Source organism: Tatumella sp. UCD-D_suzukii, from assembly GCF_000611875.2.
Taxonomy (GTDB): Bacteria; Pseudomonadota; Gammaproteobacteria; order Enterobacterales; family Enterobacteriaceae; genus Tatumella; species Tatumella ptyseos.
On sequence record NZ_JFJX01000007.1, the window covers coordinates 46093 to 66114 of the forward strand.

Sequence of the window (20022 nt, forward strand, 5' to 3'; positions counted from 1 at the left end):
ACACCCGCATGAGCGACATACACTGACAATGACTGACATTTATTGACTGTTACGGGAAGCGGAATGAGAACGCCACTGATTACACGCGAAGGCTATAACAAATTAAAACAGGAACTTGACTATCTGTGGCGCGAGGAACGCCCGGAAGTCACCAAAAAGGTTACCTGGGCTGCCAGCCTGGGTGATCGCAGTGAAAATGCCGATTATCAGTATAACAAAAAGCGGCTCAGAGAGATTGATCGCAGGGTCCGGTATCTGAGAAAAAGCCTGGAAGCATTACGTATTGTCGATTACTCTCCGCAGCAACAGGGCAAAGTCTTCTTCGGCGCACAGGTCGAGGTCGAAAATGATGCCGGAGAAATTAAATCTTTCCGCATTGTGGGCTATGACGAGATTTTTGGCCGTAAAGACTATATTTCTATCGATTCTCCGATGGCCCGGGCCTTGCTTAAAAAAGAGGCCGGTGATGCCGCGCGGGTAGAAACACCGGCCGGGATTGCTACCTGGTATATCAACGAAATCCATTACCCGGATGCAGATTAGGAATATAGCCCAAAGGCAGCGGTGCTACTGGCATTTTAACGGCTCAGTCCGTATAACTGTCCGCTGGAAACCAACCTCGCAGAAATCTGATGCTAAAGATGAAAAATTCGCTAAGCCAAATTATTGCCGGTGAACTTCAGGTGCGTGCAGAGCAGGTCAATTCTGCAGTGCATCTGTTGGACGAAGGGAATACCGTGCCATTTATTGCACGCTATCGTAAAGAAGTTACAGGCGGGCTGGATGATACACAGCTACGCCAGTTAGAATCCAGGCTGGGTTATCTCCGTGAGCTCGAAGATCGCCGCCAGACCATCCTCCGGTCCATTGAAGAACAGGGCAAGCTGACACCGGAACTCTCCGATGCGCTGAACACAACCCTGAGCAAAACTGAACTCGAAGATCTCTATCTCCCTTATAAACCGAAGCGCCGCACCCGTGGACAGATAGCCATTGAAGCCGGTCTGGAACCCCTCGCGACCCTGTTATGGCAGCAGCCGGATCAGGATCCTGAGAGCGTGGCGCAGTCTTATGTGAATGCGGATAAAGGCATCGCAGATACCCGGGCAGCGCTGGACGGTGCACGTTACATACTGATGGAAAAGTTTGCGGAAGACGCCGTTCTGCTGGCGAAAGTCCGTAATTATCTGTCTAAAAATGCCCACCTGGTATCGAAAGTCGTGGCAGGAAAGGAAGAAGAAGGCGCGAAATTTCGCGACTACTTTGATCACCACGAACTGTTATCGTCAATCCCTTCTCACCGTGCGTTGGCCATGTTCCGCGGGCGTAACGAAGGTATCCTGCAGCTTTCTCTGAACCCGGATCCGCAAAGCGATGAGCCACCGCGGGAGAGTTATGGAGAGACACTGATAGCAGAACATTTACAGGTCATTTTCAATGATGCGCCAGCAGACCGCTGGAGAAAGGCTGTTATCAGCTGGACATGGCGGATAAAAATTCTGCTGCATCTGGAAACCGAACTGATGGGCACACTCAGAGAGCGGGCTGAAGATGAAGCGATCAATGTCTTTGCCCGTAACCTGAATGATCTGCTAATGGCGGCTCCGGCCGGTATGCGCCCGACTATGGGGCTCGATCCCGGCCTGCGTACCGGCGTAAAAGTCGCCGTTGTCGATGCTACCGGTAAACTGGTAGCCACCGACACGGTATATCCGCACACCGGACAGACGGCCAAAGCCGCTGCCAGTGTGGCGGCGTTATGTACCCGCTATCAGGTTGATCTGGTGGCTATTGGTAATGGTACCGCCTCCCGGGAGACAGAACGCTTCTTCCTCGAGCTGCAAAAACAGTATCCGCAGGTAACGGCTCAGAAGGTTATTGTCAGCGAAGCGGGTGCCTCAGTGTACTCAGCCTCTGAACTGGCCGCCCTTGAGTTCCCTGATCTTGATGTCTCACTGCGTGGCGCCGTTTCCATTGCCCGCCGCTTACAGGACCCGTTGGCGGAGCTGGTGAAAATTGAACCCAAATCTATCGGGGTCGGACAGTATCAGCATGATGTCAGTCAGAGTCAGCTGGCGAAAAAACTGGACGCCGTGGTGGAAGACTGTGTTAACGCCGTCGGCGTTGACCTGAATACGGCATCCGTTCCCCTGCTGACCCGCGTTGCCGGACTGAGCCGGATGATGGCACAGAATATTGTCGACTGGCGGGATGAAAATGGCCGTTTCAGAAACCGTAAGCAGTTACTGAAAGTCAGCCGTCTGGGGCCAAAAGCCTTTGAACAGTGTGCCGGCTTTCTGCGGATCAGCCAGGGTGAAAACCCGCTGGATGCGTCTACCGTTCACCCGGAAGCCTATCCGGTGGTTGAACGCATTTTGCAGGCAACCGCGCAGAGTCTGCAGGAATTAATGGGTAACAGTCAGGCCGTTCATGCCCTGAAGCCTTCAGAATTTACCGATGAACGCTTCGGGTTGCCGACCGTTAACGATATCTTAAAAGAGCTTGAAAAACCGGGCCGGGATCCCCGTCCTGAATTTAAAACAGCGACCTTTGCTGAAGGTATCGATACGATGGCTGACTTACTGCCGGGGATGGTACTGGAAGGCTCGGTCACCAATGTGACGAACTTCGGGGCTTTTGTGGATATCGGCGTCCACCAGGACGGTCTGGTGCATATCTCGTCCCTGTCGGATAAATTTGTCGAAGACCCGCACAAGGTCGTGAAAGCCGGGGATATCGTCAAGGTCAAGGTCATGGATATCGACCTGCAACGTAAACGTATCGCCCTGACAATGCGTCTGGATGAGCAACCCGGCGAAACACGCAAACCGGGAGGCGGTGCCGCACCTGCAGGTCAGCCACGCCCTGCAGCCCGTCAGAACAACGGGAAAACACGTCCTAAAGCCACAGGCAACAGCGCAATGGAAGATGCTCTGGCCGCTGCATTTGGCAAAAAACGTTAATCTGATAAGCTCCCGTTCAGGGAGCTTTTTTCCGCTATTCAGCCCGCACTGACTTCCTGCGAGAGAATAACGTCCAGCGAAGCACGGTTATTCAGTGCTGCAGCCAGCTTCTGAAATGCCGGTGCTTTCTCATGTTCATCCAGGTGCTGACGTGAACTCCAGCGCTCCAGCATAATAAATTGTTGCGGCTGGCTGATATTTCGATGTAAGACATAAGATTCACACCCAGGCTCACCCTGCACTTCTTTCTCAGCCGTTTTTAAGGCTTCAGCGACCACTTTTTCTTCGCCCGATTTTGCTGTAATTGATGCAATAACTGTTATTACCTGGCTCATATCTGACCTTCTGATGGTTAATACGGGACCCCGGCAAACTGGCCGGCAGACAATGAATCTGTCTGAAAGTATGCAACTGCAGGCAGAAAAAAGACACCCCGACCGCATCAGAAGATAAACGGTAAAGCACAGACGGCTGAAGGCCGCCTGTGTAAAAGACACTATTTATAAACTTCCGCCGTGGCACTGATACGGCCATGTTCACGTCCGGAAATGACTCTGAAATAACGCCCCCCTTTCTCATCGGCCTGCCTGGATAACTCTGCTTTGGCATCCAGCGGAGAAGTCGCTTTCGAGGTGGTCGTAATCGTTCCTATCTTCTCCAGATGCTGACTGTCCACTTCCGCTTTGGTCACCTCTTCTGCAGCCCATGCTGAAAAAGACATTGCACCCGCGACGAATGCAGTTAACGAAAATTTCAATATATTCATAGGGTAAGCCTCTTACTTTTGGTTTTATAAAATACGTAAGAACAGGCAGCCCCTGACACATCAACCATGTCAGGAGCAGTCAGACAGTATCAGACAACAGAGGTAAATGAGGTTGTCCGACCGGATTATGCGCAAACGTCTAAAAAACAGACTGTTCACCGGGTCAAACTTTTACAAATCAGATGAAAAATCGATCAACTGTTGGCAGAAGAGCTCAGGATGAGAAATAAAAGGCGCATGTCCGGCCTTAGGAATGATCAGTGACTGGCCGTGTCCGGTGTACTGGTCCACCTTAGGGACTATCGCTACCGGCACCAGCGCATCCAGCGCACCGTAGATACGCAGCACCGGAACCTTCAACGCGGAGAGTCCGGCCCGGAGGTCTGCGGATTGCAGAATAGAAAGCCCCCCGTTAAGTACATCGGCTGACGGTAAAGGTTGCGACAGGATAACTTCCCTGAGTTGCCGCGCATCCTGTCTGGCGGAGCCGGTTCCCAGGGTTTGTAACGCCATAAAACGTTCTACGGTTTTTTCAAAATGCAGACTCAGTTGTTGTCTGAACCCTTCCAGCACGGTCGGCTTTATCCCCGGCCACTGCTCCCGTTCACTGAAACAGGGGGAAGAAGAGATAGTGACCAATCCGCGTACTTTCTGTGGCGCGATCTGCACCACCCGGGTCGCGACCAGGCCGCCTAAAGACCAGCCGGCAATGAGCGCATTTTCCGGTAAATGTGGCAGTAATGTCCCGGTCATCTCCTCCAGCGTCATCGCAGAATAGCCCTGACTGCGGCCATAGCCAGGCAGATCGACGAGGTGTAACCGGAAATGCGGTCTTAATCTCTCCAGGACGCCAGACCATACTTCGGCATTCAAACCCCAGCCGTGCAATAGCACAAGATCCGTTTTTCCTTCTCCGCAACGGTGCCAGTAAAGCGACATAATGAAGTACTCCGGTTAAAAGTAAGAGGTTAGCATTTTCACTTTAAAAGGTAATTGCTGGCTGTGCCAGCTACCCGTGTCTTCACCGGGGCGCGGGATCTGTAGTGCCTGTCAGCGCCGCTTGCCCCCACTCCCGCCGTTATGCTATCGCTGTGGTTTACCTGCAGCACCGGGGACGGAGGCCTGTGGCCGCTGTTTACTCAACCCTCCGCCCTGGCACCGGCTGGTCTGCGTCAGTGATTATCTCCCGCCGCTCAGCCGGTTACTGCATAAGTTCAAGTTTTCAGGATGTACCGCACTGCAGGTGATGTTTGCCAGACTGATTTTGCTAAGCTGGTTACAGCAGCGCAGAGTCTGTGGCCTGAGAAAACCGGATATTCTGGTGTGTTCACCATTGTACAAGCAGCGGCGATGGCAGCGGGGATTTAATCAGTCCGCATTACTCGCGCAACCCTTAGCCTATTGGCTATCCTGTGAGTATGCGCCGGAAGCGCTGATACGTACCCGGAAAACGGCATTACAACACCGGCTGAGTATTCAGCAAAGAAAGCGTAATCTGCGTCATGCATTTGCCACGGAGTTCGACTTTTCCGAACGCCATGTGGCGCTGGTGGATGATGTTGTCACCAGCGGCAGCACAGCAGGCGAAATATCACTCTTGCTCACCCGTGCAGGGGCGGCCAGTGTCCAGGTCTGGTACCTGTGCCGCACCTTGTAGAGTCACGGTGATGGGCGTATTATTACCCACTGTTTCAGTCAACTATTGAGCCATACTATGATCCGTATTACTGACACTGCCCAGGAGCATTTTTCGAAACTGCTCGCTAAACAGGAAGAAGGCACCCAGATTCGTGTTTTCGTGATCAATCCGGGGACGCCCAGTGCAGAGTGTGGTGTTTCCTATTGCCCACCCGATGCGGTGGAAAGTACCGATACAGAGCTTAACTATGAGCGCCTGACCGCGTATGTCGATGAACTGAGTGCCCCTTACCTTGAAGATGCCGAAATCGACTTCGTGACAGATAACCTGGGCTCACAGCTCACGCTGAAAGCACCGAATGCCAAGATGCGTAAAGTGGCGGATGATGCCCCGTTGATTGATCGGGTGGAGTATCTGTTACAGGCACAGATTAACCCACAGCTTGCCAGCCACGGCGGTAAAGTCTCGTTGATGGAAATTACCGAAGACGGGTATGCGATTTTACAATTCGGCGGCGGATGCAACGGCTGTTCAATGGTTGATGTCACCCTGAAAGAAGGGATCGAAAAAGAGATGCTGGCTGCCTTCCCGGAACTGAAAGGGGTGCGTGACCTTACTGAGCACCAGCCGGGTGAACACTCTTACTACTGATTATCGTTATCCACCGTGTAAACACGGTGGATATTTGAATCAATCAGCACAGCACCAGCTGGACATCATGCTGCCGGATAACCCTGAGTAGTTCTTCCGGCGGTTTACGGTCAGTATACAGGCTGTCCAGCATACTGATATTCCCCAGATTCACCATCGCATTGCGTCCAAACTTTGAATGGTCGGTAACCAGGATCACATTACGTGAATTTTCAATGATCGCACGCTTCGTCCTGACTTCATGGTAATCAAACTCCAGTAACGTACCATCCATATCAATGCCACTGATCCCAAGAATGCCATAGTCCAGCCGGAACTGAGAGATAAAGTCCATCGTTGCTTCACCGATGATCCCTCCATCACGTGTCCGGACATCTCCGCCGGCAATAATGACTCTGAACTCCGGTTTTGCCATCAGCAACGTCGCCACATTCAGGTTATTGGTGACCACCTGCAGATGCTGATGGTTCAGTAAAGCATGGGCTACCGCTTCGGGTGTGGTGCCGATATCGATAAACAGCGTCGACCCTTCAGGGATCTGTGCGGCAACGCTGCGGGCAATACTGGCTTTTTCTTCGGAATACATCATCCGGCGATCATGCCATGCCGTATTCTCTGCGCTGGAGGGTAACGCCGCGCCACCGTGATGCCGCTGGATCTGGTTCTGCTCTGCAAGATCATTCAGATCCCGCCGGATTGTCTGCGGGCTGACCGAGAAATGTTCCACCAGCTCTTCAGTACTGACATATCCCTGCCGTTTAACCAGCTCAATAATGACGTCATGCCGCTGAGTCTGCTTCACTCTACCCTCCTCTGCAGGTTTTCCCTGACTTCTGTGTTCATCGTCAATGTTGTTTTCTGCGGGCCTGAGTATCGGCAAACGCCATCGCTAGCCCCACCAGTAAACCTGTAAAGTGCGCCATATTGGCGATATCCATCCCGAACAGACCGTAATACCCGACCACCAGCCATAAAATAGAGAACACAATTAATCCGCGTTCCAGATATACCCCGCTCTGCGGGTCTCTTTCACCCCGTAACCAGCAATATCCCATCAGTGCATAGACCACACCGGACAGGCCACCAAACCAGATCCCGCTGAATTTAGCCTGCATCCAGCCACTTAACAGGGCTGAAATGACAGTGATCACAAATAACTTTCCACTGCCCAGCCGTTTCTCAACCGCGCCGCCCAGATACCACCACCAGAGCAGGTTGAAGACGATATGCAGCAGAGAGAAATGAAGAAAAATATGGCTGACCCAGCGCCAGACCTGAAAATATTGTCCCGGTCCGTCAGGCCAGGATAACCAGCTTAAAACGGTTTCATCGCCGGCAATCTGCATCAGAATAAAAACGGCGATGCAGATCACCATCACACTCATCGTCAGCGGGCCAGCCCGTTCACGAAGATTGGTCAGAAACTGCCCCCGCGGATATTCCATACGTAACCGGGTCGTACCGCTTTGCCAGCTCGCGGCCTGATAACGGGGATGATTGGGATCGCGCATAAACTGACTGAGTTCACTTTCGGTTAATGTCAGCTGATCTTCATCGTCCAGCCAGAGCTCGTAACTGTGCTGCTGCTGTTCAATATGCAACCTGACGCCGCGGGTTGCCATATAATCCACGAAAGCCTGTGCCATTCGCGGGTTCGTAAACTGCGTAATACATTTCATGACCTATCCCCAGTGCCGGACATTACCCCTGACAGTTATCGGTACGGATTTGTGCAGGAAACGCCATCCGCCAGGCATCAAAACCTCCGTCGACGCTATAAACCTGATCAAACCCCTGATTAATAAGATATTGAGCTGCACCTTTACTGCTGTTTCCGTGGTAACAAAGGACTAATACCGGCTGGTCAAATTCCGCTTCTGCCATAAAATTGTTCAGAGTCCCGTTGGTCAGATGGAAAGCCTCCGCAACATGGGCCGCTTCAAAACTTTGCGGGTCGCGAATATCGACCAGAATAGCGCCCTGTTGTAACTTCTCCATTGCCTGCAGAACGTTAATGCACTCATAGGTTTCCATATCACTCTCTCTAATCAATCAGCTCACAGCCGCACATTGTAACCTGATCTTTGTTCTCCCGATAATCCGATAAATCACGAGCATCGGCGCTATTGCCCTCCGATTTTGTTATCTGCATCACGCTAAAATGTTTTCATCGGGTTAAATATTGGCATCAATGTTTGTTTTCGCCTATGCTAATGTTCGAAAACGAACATTGACTGATTATTCCGAACTCCGGAGGAAAGCGCGTGGAAACCAAAGATCTGATCGTCATCGGTGGTGGCATCAATGGTGCCGGAATTGCGGCAGATGCTGCGGGACGTGGCTTGTCAGTGCTGATACTGGAAGCCCGGGACTTTGCCTGTGCGACGTCCTCTGCAAGTTCGAAACTCATTCATGGTGGCTTACGCTATCTGGAACATTATGAATTCCGTCTGGTCAGCGAAGCGCTGGCCGAACGCGAAGTTTTGCTGAAAATGGCTCCCCATCTCGCCTTCCCTATGCGTTTCCGCCTGCCGCACCGGCCACACCTTCGTCCGGCCTGGATGATCCGTATGGGATTATTTCTGTATGACCATTTGGGAAAACGAACCAGTCTGCCCGCCAGTAAAGGGATCACTTTCGGGGCCGATTCTGTACTGGACCCGGCCATTAACCGCGGCTTTGAATACTCAGACTGCTGGGTGGATGATGCCCGTATGGTGATTGCGAACGCTCAGGCGGTCGTCAGCCACGGGGGTGAAGTCAGAACCCGCACCCGGGTCACCCGGGCATGGCGTGAAAACGGTTTATGGATCGTCGAAGCGGTGGACAGTGACAGCGGTGAACACTTCCGCTGGCAGGCGAAAGGCCTGGTCAACGCTGCCGGCCCATGGGTGAAAGAATTCTTCGATAACGGTCTGGCGCTTAAATCACCTTACGGGATCCGGTTAATTAAGGGCAGTCATATCGTGGTTCCCCGTGTCCACCAGGGGAAAGAAGCGTATATCCTGCAAAATGAAGATCACCGTATTGTGTTCGTGATCCCGTGGATGAATGAGTTTTCAATTATCGGCACGACCGATGTGGAATACCACGGTGATCCGAAAGATGTGGCGATAGATGATAACGAAACAGACTATCTGCTGAAGGTATTCAATGATCATTTCCGTCATCACCTGACGCGCGAGGATATTGTCTGGACCTATTCCGGTGTCCGCCCGTTATGTGACGATGAATCCGACTCCCCTCAGGCAATCACTCGTGACTACACGCTGGATGTGCATGATGAGCATGGCAAGGCACCCTTGCTATCGGTGTTTGGCGGCAAGCTGACGACGTACCGCAAACTGGCTGAGCATGCGATGGAGAAGCTGGCTAAATATTATCCGAAGGCCGGGCCGGCCTGGACCAAAGAAAGTGTGCTGCCCGGCGGCCATTTTTCCGGCAGCCGTGAGGACTTTGCCGCCAGCCTGCGTCGCCGCTATCCGTTTATCACCGCGAATATGGCTATGCACTACGCCCGGACCTATGGCAGCAATACGGAAAAGGTACTGGGTGATGCACAGCGACTGGAAGATTTGGGCGAAAACTTTGGTCATGAATTTTATGAGGCAGAACTGCGCTATCTCGCCGACCACGAATGGGTTCATGAGGCGCAGGATGCGCTCTGGCGCCGGACAAAACAGGGGATGTGGCTGACAGAAGAACAACAGACCCGGGTCGGTGAGTGGCTAAAGACCCGGTATCGCACTCCTTCTGTACTTCCCGCATCTTTACCGGTTGCCGGGCTGTAATTTTCAGACAGTATAAAAACAGGAAGGCGGCCTGGTGGCCGCCTTCGTTTTGCCTGCATTCTTTGTCAGGCAACCCTGTTATCTCAGCCTGCTAACTGACGTAACATTCTTCTGAGGGGTTCCGCGGCTCCCCACAGTAGCTGGTCACCCACGGTGAAGGCCGACAGATATTGCGGCCCCATATTCAGTTTACGTAACCGCCCGACCGGTGTAGTCAGCGTTCCGGTCACTGCTGCCGGTGTCAGTTCACGCATAGACAACTCCCGATCATTAGGGACAACCTTCACCCATTCATTATGGCTGGCCAGTAATGATTCGATCTCCGGCAGAGAAATATCTTGCTTCAGTTTCAGGGTGAATGCCTGGCTATGGCAACGCAGTGCACCGACACGTACACAGAGCCCGTCGACCGGGATCGTCGATGACGTCGACAGAATTTTATTAGTCTCTGCCTGCCCCTTCCACTCTTCACGGCTCTGACCGTTATCCAGTTGTTTATCAATCCATGGGATCAGGCTGCCTGCCAGAGGAACACCGAAGTTATCGCCCGGCAAGGTGCCTGAACGCGTCAGTTCGGTCACTTTACGCTCAATATCCAGGATAGCGGAAGCCGGATCTTGCAGTTCTTTGGCAACATGATCATGCAGCATGCCCATCTGAGTGAGTAATTCACGCATATGACGCGCGCCACCGCCGGAAGCGGCCTGATAAGTCGCCACAGAGGCCCACTCAACCAGATCATTGGCGAACAACCCGCCCAGCGACATCAGCATCAGGCTGACGGTACAGTTCCCGCCGACGAAGGTTTTGATACCTTTTTCTAATCCACGCTGGATAACACTCTGATTCACCGGGTCGAGAATAATGATGGCATCGTCTTCCATGCGCAATGTGGACGCTGCATCAATCCAGTACCCCTGCCAGCCTGACGCCCGCAGCTTCGGATAGATATCGCTGGTATAGTCACCGCCCTGGCAGGTAATAATAATATCCAGCGCGCGCAGTGCTTCAATATCACTGGCATCCTGAAGTACGCCATTCTGACGGCCACCGAAGGCCGGTGCCGGCTGCCCATGCTGAGAGGTAGAAAAAAAGACCGGATTGATCGCATCAAAATCGCGCTCTTCACTCATTCTGGACATCAGTACGGAACCCACCATGCCGCGCCAGCCAATAAAACCTACATTTTTCATGTTGTGCCTGCTTATCCTGTATTCTGAGTTCTTTTACGCCGCATTGTCAGGAACCTTGACAACCGATCGTGAGATTATACGATCTGCAGGAAAATAATATCCCGCTCCGGAACTGATCACTGATGAAATACATCTTTTCCATCACCTCAGCCGGCCTGCATGTAATAATCAGATTTACCTATGACCCCCAACTCTACAAAATGCACACGCGCTGGCAAGTAAATAAATTCGATACGCCAGGCTTTTTTAATCATTGAACTAATATCAGCGCTGACCAAAGGATAAGACTGCCCCATGACAGAGATGATTTCCGTTACCGTACTCCTTTTATTGATCATGGATCCGCTGGGTAATTTACCCATCTTCATGTCAGTACTCAGACATCTCGAGCCAAGGCGGCGGCGGATCGTGATGATCCGCGAGCTGTTAATCGCTTTGGTTATCATGCTGCTGTTTTTGTTCACCGGGGAAAAAATTCTGGCCTTCCTGAATCTGCGCACAGAAACCGTGTCGATTTCCGGGGGAATTATTTTATTCCTGATCGCGATAAAAATGATTTTCCCCGGACCAGAGCACAGTGGCTCCGGCAACGGATTACCTGCGGGTGAAGAACCTTTTCTGGTTCCTTTGGCTATCCCTCTCGTCGCCGGCCCCTCATTACTGGCCACATTGATGCTGATGTCTCATCAATATCCGGGGTCTTTGGGCATGCTGGTTCTGTCTCTGCTCCTCGCCTGGGCGATTACCTCGACCATTTTATTACTTTCCGGGGTGTTCCTGAGGTTGCTGGGTGACAAAGGAGTTAATGCGCTGGAACGGCTGATGGGGTTGATCCTGATTATGCTGGCCACACAGATGTTTCTTGATGGTGTGCGGGCCTATCTTAAACTCTAGAAACCGGGCGCAGCAGTCTGCACTGCTGCGCTTTTATCAGTCATACGTCTGATTAGCTTAACAACGTAAAGGCTATCATGCCGATAATTCCCCCGGTGGTACCCAGGATAGTTTCCATCAGCGTCCAGGTCTTCAGTGTTTCTGCCTCAGTTGCTCCGGTAAAGCGGCCAAACAGCCAGAATCCTGCATCATTCACATGACTACAGATAATTGAACCGCCACCGATACAGACGGACAGTGCAGCCAGTTGTGCACCGTTGTAATGTAAAGGGCCGATGACCGGCATAATCAACCCCACTGCGGTCAGACAGGCCACCGTTGCTGATCCCTGAATAATCCGCACCGCCCCCGCAAGAATAAAGCAGGCCAGAGCTACCGGCATGCCAGCCCCGGCAATGGCATGACCCAGTGCAGGGCCTACACCCGAATCCACCAGCACCTGCTTAAAGACCCCCCCGGCACCGATCACCAACAGAATAATGCCCGCCGGTTGCAGAGCTTCCCCGCAAATCTGCATCACACGGGACTTATCCATTCCCTGACGCCGCGCCAGACCATAAATAGTGATCAGACACGCCAGTAAAATCGCAATAAAGGGATGGCCTACGAACTCCAGGATGTTATAGAGACGGGAACCCTGTTCCACAAAATGGGCTCCGATAGTTTTCAGGCCAACCAGCACCAAAGGGAAGAGGATCAGGGACAGGCTGAAACCAAATGACGGCAGCGTCTGCTGATCAGTCGGTGGCCGGAAGCTCTCTTCCGGCAAAGTGAAATGCACATGACGGGCAATAAAACTGCCAAATAATGGCCCTGCAATCAGCATACCCGGGATCGCAGCGCACAGACCTAACAAGATCATCCAGCCGAAATCGGCATGCATCTGCGCTGCCAGTAGCATCGGGGCGGGACCGGGAAGAACAAAAGCCGCCGCCGCTGCAACGCCCGCAAACAACGGTATCACCAGTCTGACCAGGTTTCCGCCGGTACGTTTTGCCACGGCGAAGGCAATGCTTATCAGCAGTACGACGGCAACTTCGAAGAACAGTGGCAGTGCACAAATGAATCCGGCAATGCCCATAGCATAGTGTGCGCGCTGTTCACCAAAGGTTTTCAACATACGCATGGCTATCTGATCGACCGCACCGGTTTCATGCAGTATTTTGCCGAACATGGATCCCAGCGCCACGACAATGGCCAGAAAGCCTAGCGTGCCGCCCATTCCCTGCTGCATAGTTTCGGTAATTTTTTCCAGAGGCATCCCGGACAGGATCCCGGCACCGACCGATACCAGCATCAGGGCAACAAACGCATGTAAACGGGCCTTCATCACCAGCAGTAACAACAGAAGAACTGACCCCACCGCCGTAAGAACAAGTGTTGCGGTACTCATCATTGTCAGTCCTTAGTGAATTGCGTCTTTAATCGCTCCGACAGTCGCCGAAACCACCTCGTCAATGGACTGCCGGATATCCACCGCCACGACATCGGTCTCTTCCGCATCAGGCTCTTCCAGCGTCGAGAACTGGGTCACCAGCATTGAGGGTTTAAAGAAATGTCCCTTACGGGCTTTGAGGCGCGATTCGATAGTATCGAAGTCCCCTTTCAGGTAAATGAATTTCAGATTGCTGTTACCTTTACGAAGGATGTCCCGATAACTTTTTTTCAGCGAGGAACATACAATTAACGATACAGCCTGAGTCCTTTGCATGGCAAAAGCTGCATCATTAATGGCCTGCAACCAGGGCTGACGATCCTTGTCATCCAGCGGATGCCCGTCAGCCATTTTCAGAATATTTGCACGGGGATGCAGGAAATCACCATCCAGGAAGGCTGTCTGCAACTGCTGTGCAACCCTGTTGGCAACAACTGATTTCCCGCTACCTGAGACGCCCATCAGAATAAAGACATAATGTTTTGAAGAGGGTGTAGACATTGTTCGCTCCGACAAATGTTACCGATAACAATTAATCAAAACATTGTCATGAGTCGTTCATTTTCTGGCAACACATTAAGTGTGAAAAATATCAAACTGTGAACTGAATCATAAAAACAGGTTAAATACTGCTCCCGGTATCAATCTTAAAACCAAGATCACGGACAGGCTCTGTGACCTCTTCTCCTCTGAGTCGCTGCAATAACATGGCTGCAGCTTCTTCACCGATCTGCTTACGTGGAGTGACTACTGTTGCCAGTGCGGGGGAGACAACACGGGTAATGTCATGTCCATGAAAACCGCTAATCGCAATCTGTTCCGGTACACGCAGCCCCAGACGCTGGCATTCAAACATCGCCCCGACCGCCAGATCATCATTGGTACAGCACAGGCTGTCCATCTGCGGAAATCGCCGTAACGCTTCTTTCAGTAATATCGCCCCGGTGGTAAACGAGGAGGCAGTTGCACTCATGACTGAAAGGGGTTCAAGCCCGGCCTCTTCCATCGCCCGCTGATATCCCTGCTGTTTCCGGAGGGTTCGTTCATCGAGGCGAGCCCCCAGATAAACCGTTGAGCGGTATCCGCGGCGGATAAGTGTCTCTGCCATTTGCCGTGCGGCTTCAGTGTTATCAAAACCCACCGCCATATCCAGACAGGGCGAGACAGAGTCCATAATTTCTACCACCGGAATCCCCGCCGTTTCCAGCATTCGTAAAGTGGCTGGTGTATGGGTTCTCTCTGTCAGGATCACCCCATCGACATTCCAGCCCAGCAGGGAGCGCAACTGTCGCTCTTCTTTTTCGGCCTGATAGCCGAAATGAGCCACCAATGTCTGATAACCGGCGGCATCGTTGACGGTTTCTATGCCCTTCAGGACATCCGCAAATACATGATTGGTCAGTGAAGGAAGTAATACACCAATGGCCTTGCTGGTCGCATTCGACAGCATCTCCGGGACCCGGTTAGGGATATACCCTAACTCATCCAGCACAACAGCAATGCGCTGGCCTAATGCGTCGGAGACTTGTTCCGGATTACGCAGAAAACGGCTGACCGTCATTTTAGTGACACCCAGTTTGTCTGCAACATCCTGAAGTACCGGTCTTTTTTTCTTCATGGTCATAGGAACTCATTCCCGTCTGGAGTCGCCTGAGTTTACCATTAAACACCGGTACAAAAATGCCCTGTGAGCGATCCAGCTCACAGGGCATAACTTTTTATCGTGATTGATCAGACCGGCGGTAAATCGAAGATAAGGACTTCAGCGTCCTCTTCCGCCTGCAGTGTCAGAGAAGACTCTTCTGTCAGCGCAAGTGCATCACTGGCTTTCATCAACTGGTCATTGATGGCAAGCTTACCTTTCACCACCTGAACCCAGTAATTCCGCCCGCTATCCAGCGAAATATGCTGTGTCTCGCCGGCCGGCACGACCTGCCGGGACAGTGTCATATCCTGCCAGACTTTTAATGAGTCTTCCCGGCCATCAGGAGTTAAAACCCATTGCCGGCCCCGGGGGTCGTCAAAGCGTTTCTGCTCATAACGGGGCTCAACACCGGCCCGCTGAGGAATAATCCAGATCTGATACAGATGCAACGGCTCCGTCGCGCTCGGATTATATTCCGAATGGCGGACACCGGTGCCTGCGCTCATGATCTGGAATTCTCCTGCCGGGATCTGTTCTTTGTTCCCCATGCTGTCCTGGTGCTCTACCGTACCGGACAGCACATAAGTCAGGATTTCCATATCCTTATGGGGATGTGTCCCGAACCCCTGACCCGGGGCGATAATATCTTCGTTAATAACCCGTAAGGCCGAAAAACCCATAAAGTCAGGGTCATAATAGTTGGCGAAAGAAAAGGTATGCCAGCTCTTCAGCCAGCCATGCTGTGCGTGACCACGATCTTCTGCTTTGCGTAAATAAATCATCTCAGACTCCTTAATTTGTTACAGTCTGACGCTGATCACGCAGAAAAAATAGCTGAAAAAGTTCACGCCTCTGTTCAAAAAAAATGAATGATATTCCACGGCGGGGGCCCGGGTCGCGGTAAAAAAAAGCCAGCCCCGAAGGCTGGCAAATTAATACCGGAAGCAATGTGAGCAATGTCGTCTCTCCACCGGATGTCCGCAAAGGATGACCGGTGAAGATGTGGTAATAATAATCATTATCATTACTATTTGTAAAGCAGGATCTCTGCTTTTTTATCTTTATGCCTCATCAGACTATGCTGAAAACCACCGACGTCACACTCCCGCCCTTCCGGTTCGTTGCCCGATAGCGGAGGCAGACCTATACTTTACTGATGTGATATCTGAAGGGAGAACATCATGCTCAAACCGCTGCCAGTAATCACGGCCCTGGTCCTGGCTCTGCCGCTGCTTTGCTTCGCTGACGTCAGTAGTAACCCGTTAAACCCGACACAACCCGGGGCGGTATATAATCCGTCACAAAAACGGATGCAGGACCAGATGGAAATGCAGCAACAAACGGAGCAGATGAAGCTGCATAACGAACAGCAACAACAATCACAAAAGATCCAGCAAACGATCACCCGGCAGCAGGAGCAGGCGAGACAACGACTCAGCAGTACCCAACCCTGAGTGCTGCAGATGCCCGCCCGCTGGCGTCTTATGCAGTGAAACCGGGACCAATAACATCAATACAGTCGGTACAGATCATATCGACACCCCACTCCAGAAGCTCCCGGGCTCGCTGCGGGTCATTTACTGTATACACCAGAATACGTAATCCGGCGGCTTTGATCTGCCGGGTGCGCGCTGCATCCAGCAACCGGTGATTAAGATGGAGGGCAACGCAGCCGAGCTCATCCGTCAGAGCCTGCCAGTCATCCTGCCATTCATCCAGTAACAGGCCACGGGGCAGTTCCGGCACCGCATCACGGGCGGCCGCCAGCGCCTGAGGTGAAAATGACGACAGCAAGGGAGCAACCTGCCCCAGCCATAACGTTCTGGCTGCCAGGGCAACTTCACGACCGGTCAGTTCGTCCTGCCCGGTGGTGGGCTTAATTTCAATATTGGCTTTCATCCCGTACTGCCGGCAACGTTCAGCCACCTGTGTCAGCAGCGCCGGGGGTTCATTGATGAAGGTATCGCTGAACCAGCGACCGGCATCCAGTGTCGATAAGGCTTGCCAGTTCTGTTGTCCGGCAATGCCCTGGCCATTGGTTGTTCGTTCCAGGGTGTCATCGTGCAACAAAAAGATCTGATGATCTTTTGAGAGCTTTGCATCAAACTCGATCATGGTGTGCCCGTAATGGTGCCCGACGTCGATAGCCGCCAGGGTATTTTCCGGTGCCAGTTTTCCGCCGCCGCGATGAGCCACAATGTGCGGGTAAGGCCAGGGCTGAGTTTTCATACCAGGCGTTGTCCTGTAGTGGTGTCAAAATAATGTCGTGCGGTCAGCGGAAACTCCAGCCACAGTAATGACCCGGGCTGCGGACGTTGCTCATGAGGCAAACGGACCACCAGACGATGTTCCCCGATTTTACCATGGACTAAGTTATCTGCGCCGAGGATTTCCAGTGTATCAACCTGCATCGGTACTCCACCTGCTTCCCGGGAACAAACCTTAATATGTTCCGGGCGGACCCCTAACGTTATCTGCCGGTTGGCCAGGCCGGGTTGCTGCTGACTTAGAGGAAGGTGACACTGCGGGTCAAGGATAATATCCCGTCCATCAGCACTGACTTTCCCCGGCAACAGATTCATGGCCGGCGAGCCGATAAATGCCGCAACAAAAGTGGTTGCCGGTTTCTCATACACTTCCACCGGTGTTCCGACCTGCTCAACAATGCCTTTATTCATCACCATAACGCGCTGAGCCAGCGTCATAGCTTCGACCTGGTCGTGGGTCACATAGAGACTGGTGGTTTTGAGCCGCTGATGAAGTTGCTGCAGCTCCAGACGCATCTGCACCCGCAATCGTGCATCCAGGTTAGAGAGGGGTTCATCAAACAGGAACACCGATGGCTCCCGTACAATGGCCCGTCCCATCGCAACGCGCTGACGTTGTCCTCCCGATAATTCACGCGGATGACGGGTCAGTAAGGCATCCAGTTCCAGGCTGCGAGCCGCTTGCAGGACCTTCTGGCGGATCTGCTCTTTACCCATCCCCCGGATGCGGAGTCCGTACCCCATATTCTGCTCAACCGTCATATGCGGGTATAACGCATAATTCTGGAACACCATCGCAATACCGCGATCTTTCGGTTCAAGCGTGGTGACACACTGATTATCAATATAAATATCACCGGAGCTCACCGTCTCCAGACCTGCCACCATTCTCAGTAAGGTCGACTTTCCGCAACCGGAAGGACCGACCATCACCATAAATTCGCCTTCTTCAATCGTAATATTCAGCGGCTGGATAATCCGGTTTTTACCATCATACGATTTTGTTACTGCCTGAAAATGTACACTTGCCATAACTTATTTCTCACTTTCTACCAGGCCTTTCACAAAGGCACGCTGCATAATAATCACGACGAGTAACGGTGGGATCAGGGTAAGAAGCATCGCTGCCATTACCAGGTTCCACTGTGTCACGCCATCCCCCAGCGATATCATTCCACGTATGCCCGCCACTGCGGTGCTCATCCGTGAATCACTGGTGATGAGCAGGGGCCAGAGATACTGGTTCCAGCCATAGATAAAGGTGATCACAAACAGGGCTGCCAGATTGGTTTTAGATAACGGCAATACAATGTCAAAGAAGAACCGCATCGGGCTGGCACCATCAATACGGGCAGCTTCAATCAGCTCATTCGGTAACGACAGGAAGAACTGCCGGAACAAAAAGGTGGCCGTGGCCGATGCCATCATCGGCAATATCAATCCGTTATAACTGTTGAGCATATGCAACTGTGACACTACTTCCACGGTCGGAAAGATACGGACTTCGACAGGTAACATCAGCGTGATGAAGATCATCCAGAAAAAGAACTGACGCAGCGGAAAACGAAACCAGACCAGCGCAAATGCAGAGATGATTGAAATGGAAATCTTACCTACCGTGATACCTAATGCCATAATCGTACTGTTCAGTAACATATGTCCGATAGGCGGGCTCCCGGGGCTGACACCTTGCGTCCAGATAGTATGAATGTTTTGCCAGAGATGGCTCCCGGGCAACAACGATATCGGGGATTGGAACACTTCATGGTTATCCATGCTCGCCGCAACCACCGCGACATAAATAGGGAACAAAATGGTCAGGATACCCAGCCATAGCATGATGTGACTGAAGATATCCAGGCCACGACGATTTTCTATCATTGGTAGCGCACCTTACGTTCGATATACCGGAACTGAACGACCGTCAGCAGAATGACAATCACCATTAACACCACTGACTGAGCTGCCGAGGCACTCAGGTCCAGCCCCGTGAACCCTTCACGATAAATTTTATAAATCAGGGTCGTCGTGGACTGTACCGGACCGCCCTGGGTCGCCGCATCAATGACAGGGAAGGTATCAAAGAAGGCATACACCAGATTGACGACCAGCAGGAAGAAACTCACCGGGGTGATCAATGGCAAAGAAAGATGGATAAACCGGCGCACGGGCCCGGCACCGTCCAGTGCGGCGGCTTCGACCAGAGAACGGGGGATTGCCTGTAATGCTGCGAAGAAAAACAGGAAGTTATAACTTAACTGCTGCCAGACGGATGCCAGGACAACCAGGACCATGGCCTGACCACTATTTTGTGCATGATTCCAGTTATAGCCCATTAATTGCAGCGCATGGCTTAACACCCCCATCCCCGGGTTAAACAGGAACATCCAGAGTACGGCGGCTATCGCCGGGGATACGGCATAGGGCAGCAACAGTAATGTCTGATAAAACTTCTTCAGGCGCAGAACATGATCCACCAGTGCCGCAAATAGCAGTGAAATTACCAGGCCTATCCCGGTCACCAGGCCACTGAAAATTATTGTCGTACGGAATGAGTCCAGGTAATACGGGTCCCGGAACAGTTCATAAAAGTTTTCAAGTCCGACAAAGCGGGAAGAGAATCCGAACGGGTCCAGATTCTCGAGTGAATACCATAGCGCTTCACTGGCCGGCCAGATGAAAAAAATAAGCGTGACCGCCAGCTGTGGCAACAGCAGCAGGTAAGGCAAAACACGCTGATGAAATACGGGGCGGGAAGATGACATTGTTCGAAGACCT

Annotated in this window: 23 protein-coding genes; 7 read left to right on the top strand and 16 right to left on the bottom strand. The window is 52.1% G+C overall.

Annotated elements, in window-relative coordinates; all coding sequences use genetic code 11:
* Positions 1–63 precede the first annotated feature (63 nt).
* A complete protein-coding gene (gene greB / locus CG67_RS02990) occupies positions 64–543 on the top strand; it encodes a transcription elongation factor GreB (RefSeq protein WP_025901502.1) in 480 nt (159 codons plus the stop codon).
* A 98-nt stretch (positions 544–641) separates the two neighbouring features.
* The gene (locus CG67_RS02995; RefSeq protein WP_025901503.1) at positions 642–2963 is read left to right on the top strand and encodes a Tex family protein; all 2322 of its coding nucleotides are present in this window, start codon (positions 642–644) and stop codon (positions 2961–2963) included.
* 38 nt (positions 2964–3001) lie between these two features.
* On the opposite strand, the gene CG67_RS03000 is transcribed toward CG67_RS02995, so the two are convergent.
* The 3 genes from CG67_RS03000 to bioH form a co-directional block, all read right to left on the bottom strand.
* Entirely contained in the window at positions 3002–3298 is a 297-nt protein-coding gene (locus CG67_RS03000; RefSeq protein ID WP_025901504.1) for a putative quinol monooxygenase, read from the bottom strand.
* Between the two features lie 161 nt (positions 3299–3459).
* Positions 3460–3729 carry a YdgH/BhsA/McbA-like domain containing protein gene (locus tag CG67_RS03005; protein WP_025901505.1) on the bottom strand — a complete coding sequence of 90 codons (270 nt, stop codon included), beginning with the start codon at positions 3727–3729 and terminating at the stop codon, positions 3460–3462.
* A gap of 171 nt (positions 3730–3900) precedes the next feature.
* On the bottom strand, positions 3901–4671 hold the full coding sequence (gene bioH, locus CG67_RS03010) for a pimeloyl-ACP methyl ester esterase BioH (RefSeq protein WP_025901506.1): 771 nt from the start codon (positions 4669–4671) through the stop codon (positions 3901–3903).
* A 31-nt stretch (positions 4672–4702) separates the two neighbouring features.
* On the opposite strand from bioH, the gene gntX reads away from it, so the two are divergent.
* The gene (gntX, locus tag CG67_RS03015) at positions 4703–5386 is read left to right on the top strand and encodes a DNA utilization protein GntX (protein ID WP_025901507.1); all 684 of its coding nucleotides are present in this window, start codon (positions 4703–4705) and stop codon (positions 5384–5386) included.
* Between the two features lie 57 nt (positions 5387–5443).
* Positions 5444–6019 carry a Fe-S biogenesis protein NfuA gene (gene nfuA, locus CG67_RS03020; protein ID WP_025901508.1) on the top strand — a complete coding sequence of 192 codons (576 nt, stop codon included), beginning with the start codon at positions 5444–5446 and terminating at the stop codon, positions 6017–6019.
* A gap of 43 nt (positions 6020–6062) precedes the next feature.
* On the opposite strand, the gene CG67_RS03025 is transcribed toward nfuA, so the two are convergent.
* The 3 genes from CG67_RS03025 to glpE are packed head-to-tail and all read right to left on the bottom strand — an operon-like array spanning position 6063 to position 8053.
* A complete protein-coding gene (locus tag CG67_RS03025) occupies positions 6063–6821 on the bottom strand; it encodes a DeoR/GlpR family transcriptional regulator (RefSeq protein WP_025901509.1) in 759 nt (252 codons plus the stop codon).
* 43 nt (positions 6822–6864) lie between these two features.
* A complete protein-coding gene (gene glpG / locus CG67_RS03030) occupies positions 6865–7698 on the bottom strand; it encodes a rhomboid family intramembrane serine protease GlpG (RefSeq protein ID WP_025901510.1) in 834 nt (277 codons plus the stop codon).
* A gap of 22 nt (positions 7699–7720) precedes the next feature.
* Positions 7721–8053: a thiosulfate sulfurtransferase GlpE gene (gene glpE, locus CG67_RS03035; RefSeq protein ID WP_029991042.1), complete on the bottom strand. Its 333-nt coding sequence runs from the start codon at positions 8051–8053 to the stop codon at positions 7721–7723.
* A gap of 230 nt (positions 8054–8283) precedes the next feature.
* Between glpE and glpD the strand changes: the two genes are divergently transcribed.
* Positions 8284–9810, top strand: coding sequence for a glycerol-3-phosphate dehydrogenase (glpD, locus tag CG67_RS03040; protein ID WP_025901512.1), 1527 nt, complete (start codon positions 8284–8286; stop codon positions 9808–9810).
* A gap of 83 nt (positions 9811–9893) precedes the next feature.
* Here glpD and asd read toward each other — a convergent pair whose 3' ends face one another.
* Both asd and CG67_RS18410 read right to left on the bottom strand, forming a co-directional pair.
* Complete coding sequence (gene asd, locus CG67_RS03045) at positions 9894–11003, bottom strand: aspartate-semialdehyde dehydrogenase (protein ID WP_025901513.1); 1110 nt, start codon at positions 11001–11003, stop codon at positions 9894–9896.
* A 146-nt stretch (positions 11004–11149) separates the two neighbouring features.
* The gene (locus CG67_RS18410) at positions 11150–11365 is read right to left on the bottom strand and encodes a hypothetical protein (RefSeq protein ID WP_162139947.1); all 216 of its coding nucleotides are present in this window, start codon (positions 11363–11365) and stop codon (positions 11150–11152) included.
* Between CG67_RS18410 and CG67_RS03050 the strand changes: the two genes are divergently transcribed.
* Entirely contained in the window at positions 11298–11897 is a 600-nt protein-coding gene (locus CG67_RS03050) for a YhgN family NAAT transporter (protein ID WP_025901514.1), read from the top strand. The two genes, CG67_RS18410 and CG67_RS03050, sit on opposite strands and share 68 nt — an antisense overlap.
* A gap of 52 nt (positions 11898–11949) precedes the next feature.
* Here the strand turns inward: CG67_RS03050 and gntU are convergent, their stop codons facing one another.
* The 4 genes from gntU to CG67_RS03070 all read right to left on the bottom strand — a co-directional run bounded on the left by gntU (position 11950) and on the right by CG67_RS03070 (position 15759).
* Entirely contained in the window at positions 11950–13290 is a 1341-nt protein-coding gene (gene gntU / locus CG67_RS03055; protein WP_025901515.1) for a gluconate transporter, read from the bottom strand.
* Positions 13291–13302: 12 nt separating this feature from the next.
* The gene (gene gntK, locus CG67_RS03060; protein ID WP_025901516.1) at positions 13303–13833 is read right to left on the bottom strand and encodes a gluconokinase; all 531 of its coding nucleotides are present in this window, start codon (positions 13831–13833) and stop codon (positions 13303–13305) included.
* Between the two features lie 121 nt (positions 13834–13954).
* The gene (gene gntR / locus CG67_RS03065; protein ID WP_025901517.1) at positions 13955–14950 is read right to left on the bottom strand and encodes a gluconate operon transcriptional repressor GntR; all 996 of its coding nucleotides are present in this window, start codon (positions 14948–14950) and stop codon (positions 13955–13957) included.
* A 113-nt stretch (positions 14951–15063) separates the two neighbouring features.
* Complete coding sequence (locus CG67_RS03070; RefSeq protein ID WP_025901518.1) at positions 15064–15759, bottom strand: pirin family protein; 696 nt, start codon at positions 15757–15759, stop codon at positions 15064–15066.
* Positions 15760–16158: 399 nt separating this feature from the next.
* Between CG67_RS03070 and CG67_RS03075 the strand changes: the two genes are divergently transcribed.
* Positions 16159–16431: a DUF2756 domain-containing protein gene (locus CG67_RS03075; protein ID WP_025901519.1), complete on the top strand. Its 273-nt coding sequence runs from the start codon at positions 16159–16161 to the stop codon at positions 16429–16431.
* A 28-nt stretch (positions 16432–16459) separates the two neighbouring features.
* Here the strand turns inward: CG67_RS03075 and ugpQ are convergent, their stop codons facing one another.
* From ugpQ to ugpA, 4 genes are read right to left on the bottom strand one after another with little or no spacing between them, the layout of a single operon-like run.
* Positions 16460–17206, bottom strand: a complete 747-nt coding sequence (ugpQ, locus tag CG67_RS03080; RefSeq protein ID WP_025901520.1) for a glycerophosphodiester phosphodiesterase — start codon at positions 17204–17206, stop codon at positions 16460–16462.
* The gene (locus CG67_RS03085) at positions 17203–18276 is read right to left on the bottom strand and encodes a sn-glycerol-3-phosphate import ATP-binding protein UgpC (protein WP_025901521.1); all 1074 of its coding nucleotides are present in this window, start codon (positions 18274–18276) and stop codon (positions 17203–17205) included. The genes ugpQ and CG67_RS03085 overlap by 4 nt, the downstream gene beginning before the upstream one ends.
* Positions 18277–18279: 3 nt before the next feature.
* Positions 18280–19125 carry a sn-glycerol-3-phosphate ABC transporter permease UgpE gene (ugpE, locus tag CG67_RS03090; RefSeq protein ID WP_025901522.1) on the bottom strand — a complete coding sequence of 282 codons (846 nt, stop codon included), beginning with the start codon at positions 19123–19125 and terminating at the stop codon, positions 18280–18282.
* Positions 19122–20009 carry a sn-glycerol-3-phosphate ABC transporter permease UgpA gene (gene ugpA, locus CG67_RS03095; RefSeq protein ID WP_025901523.1) on the bottom strand — a complete coding sequence of 296 codons (888 nt, stop codon included), beginning with the start codon at positions 20007–20009 and terminating at the stop codon, positions 19122–19124. The genes ugpE and ugpA overlap by 4 nt, the downstream gene beginning before the upstream one ends.
* Between the last annotated feature and the right edge of the window lie 13 nt (positions 20010–20022).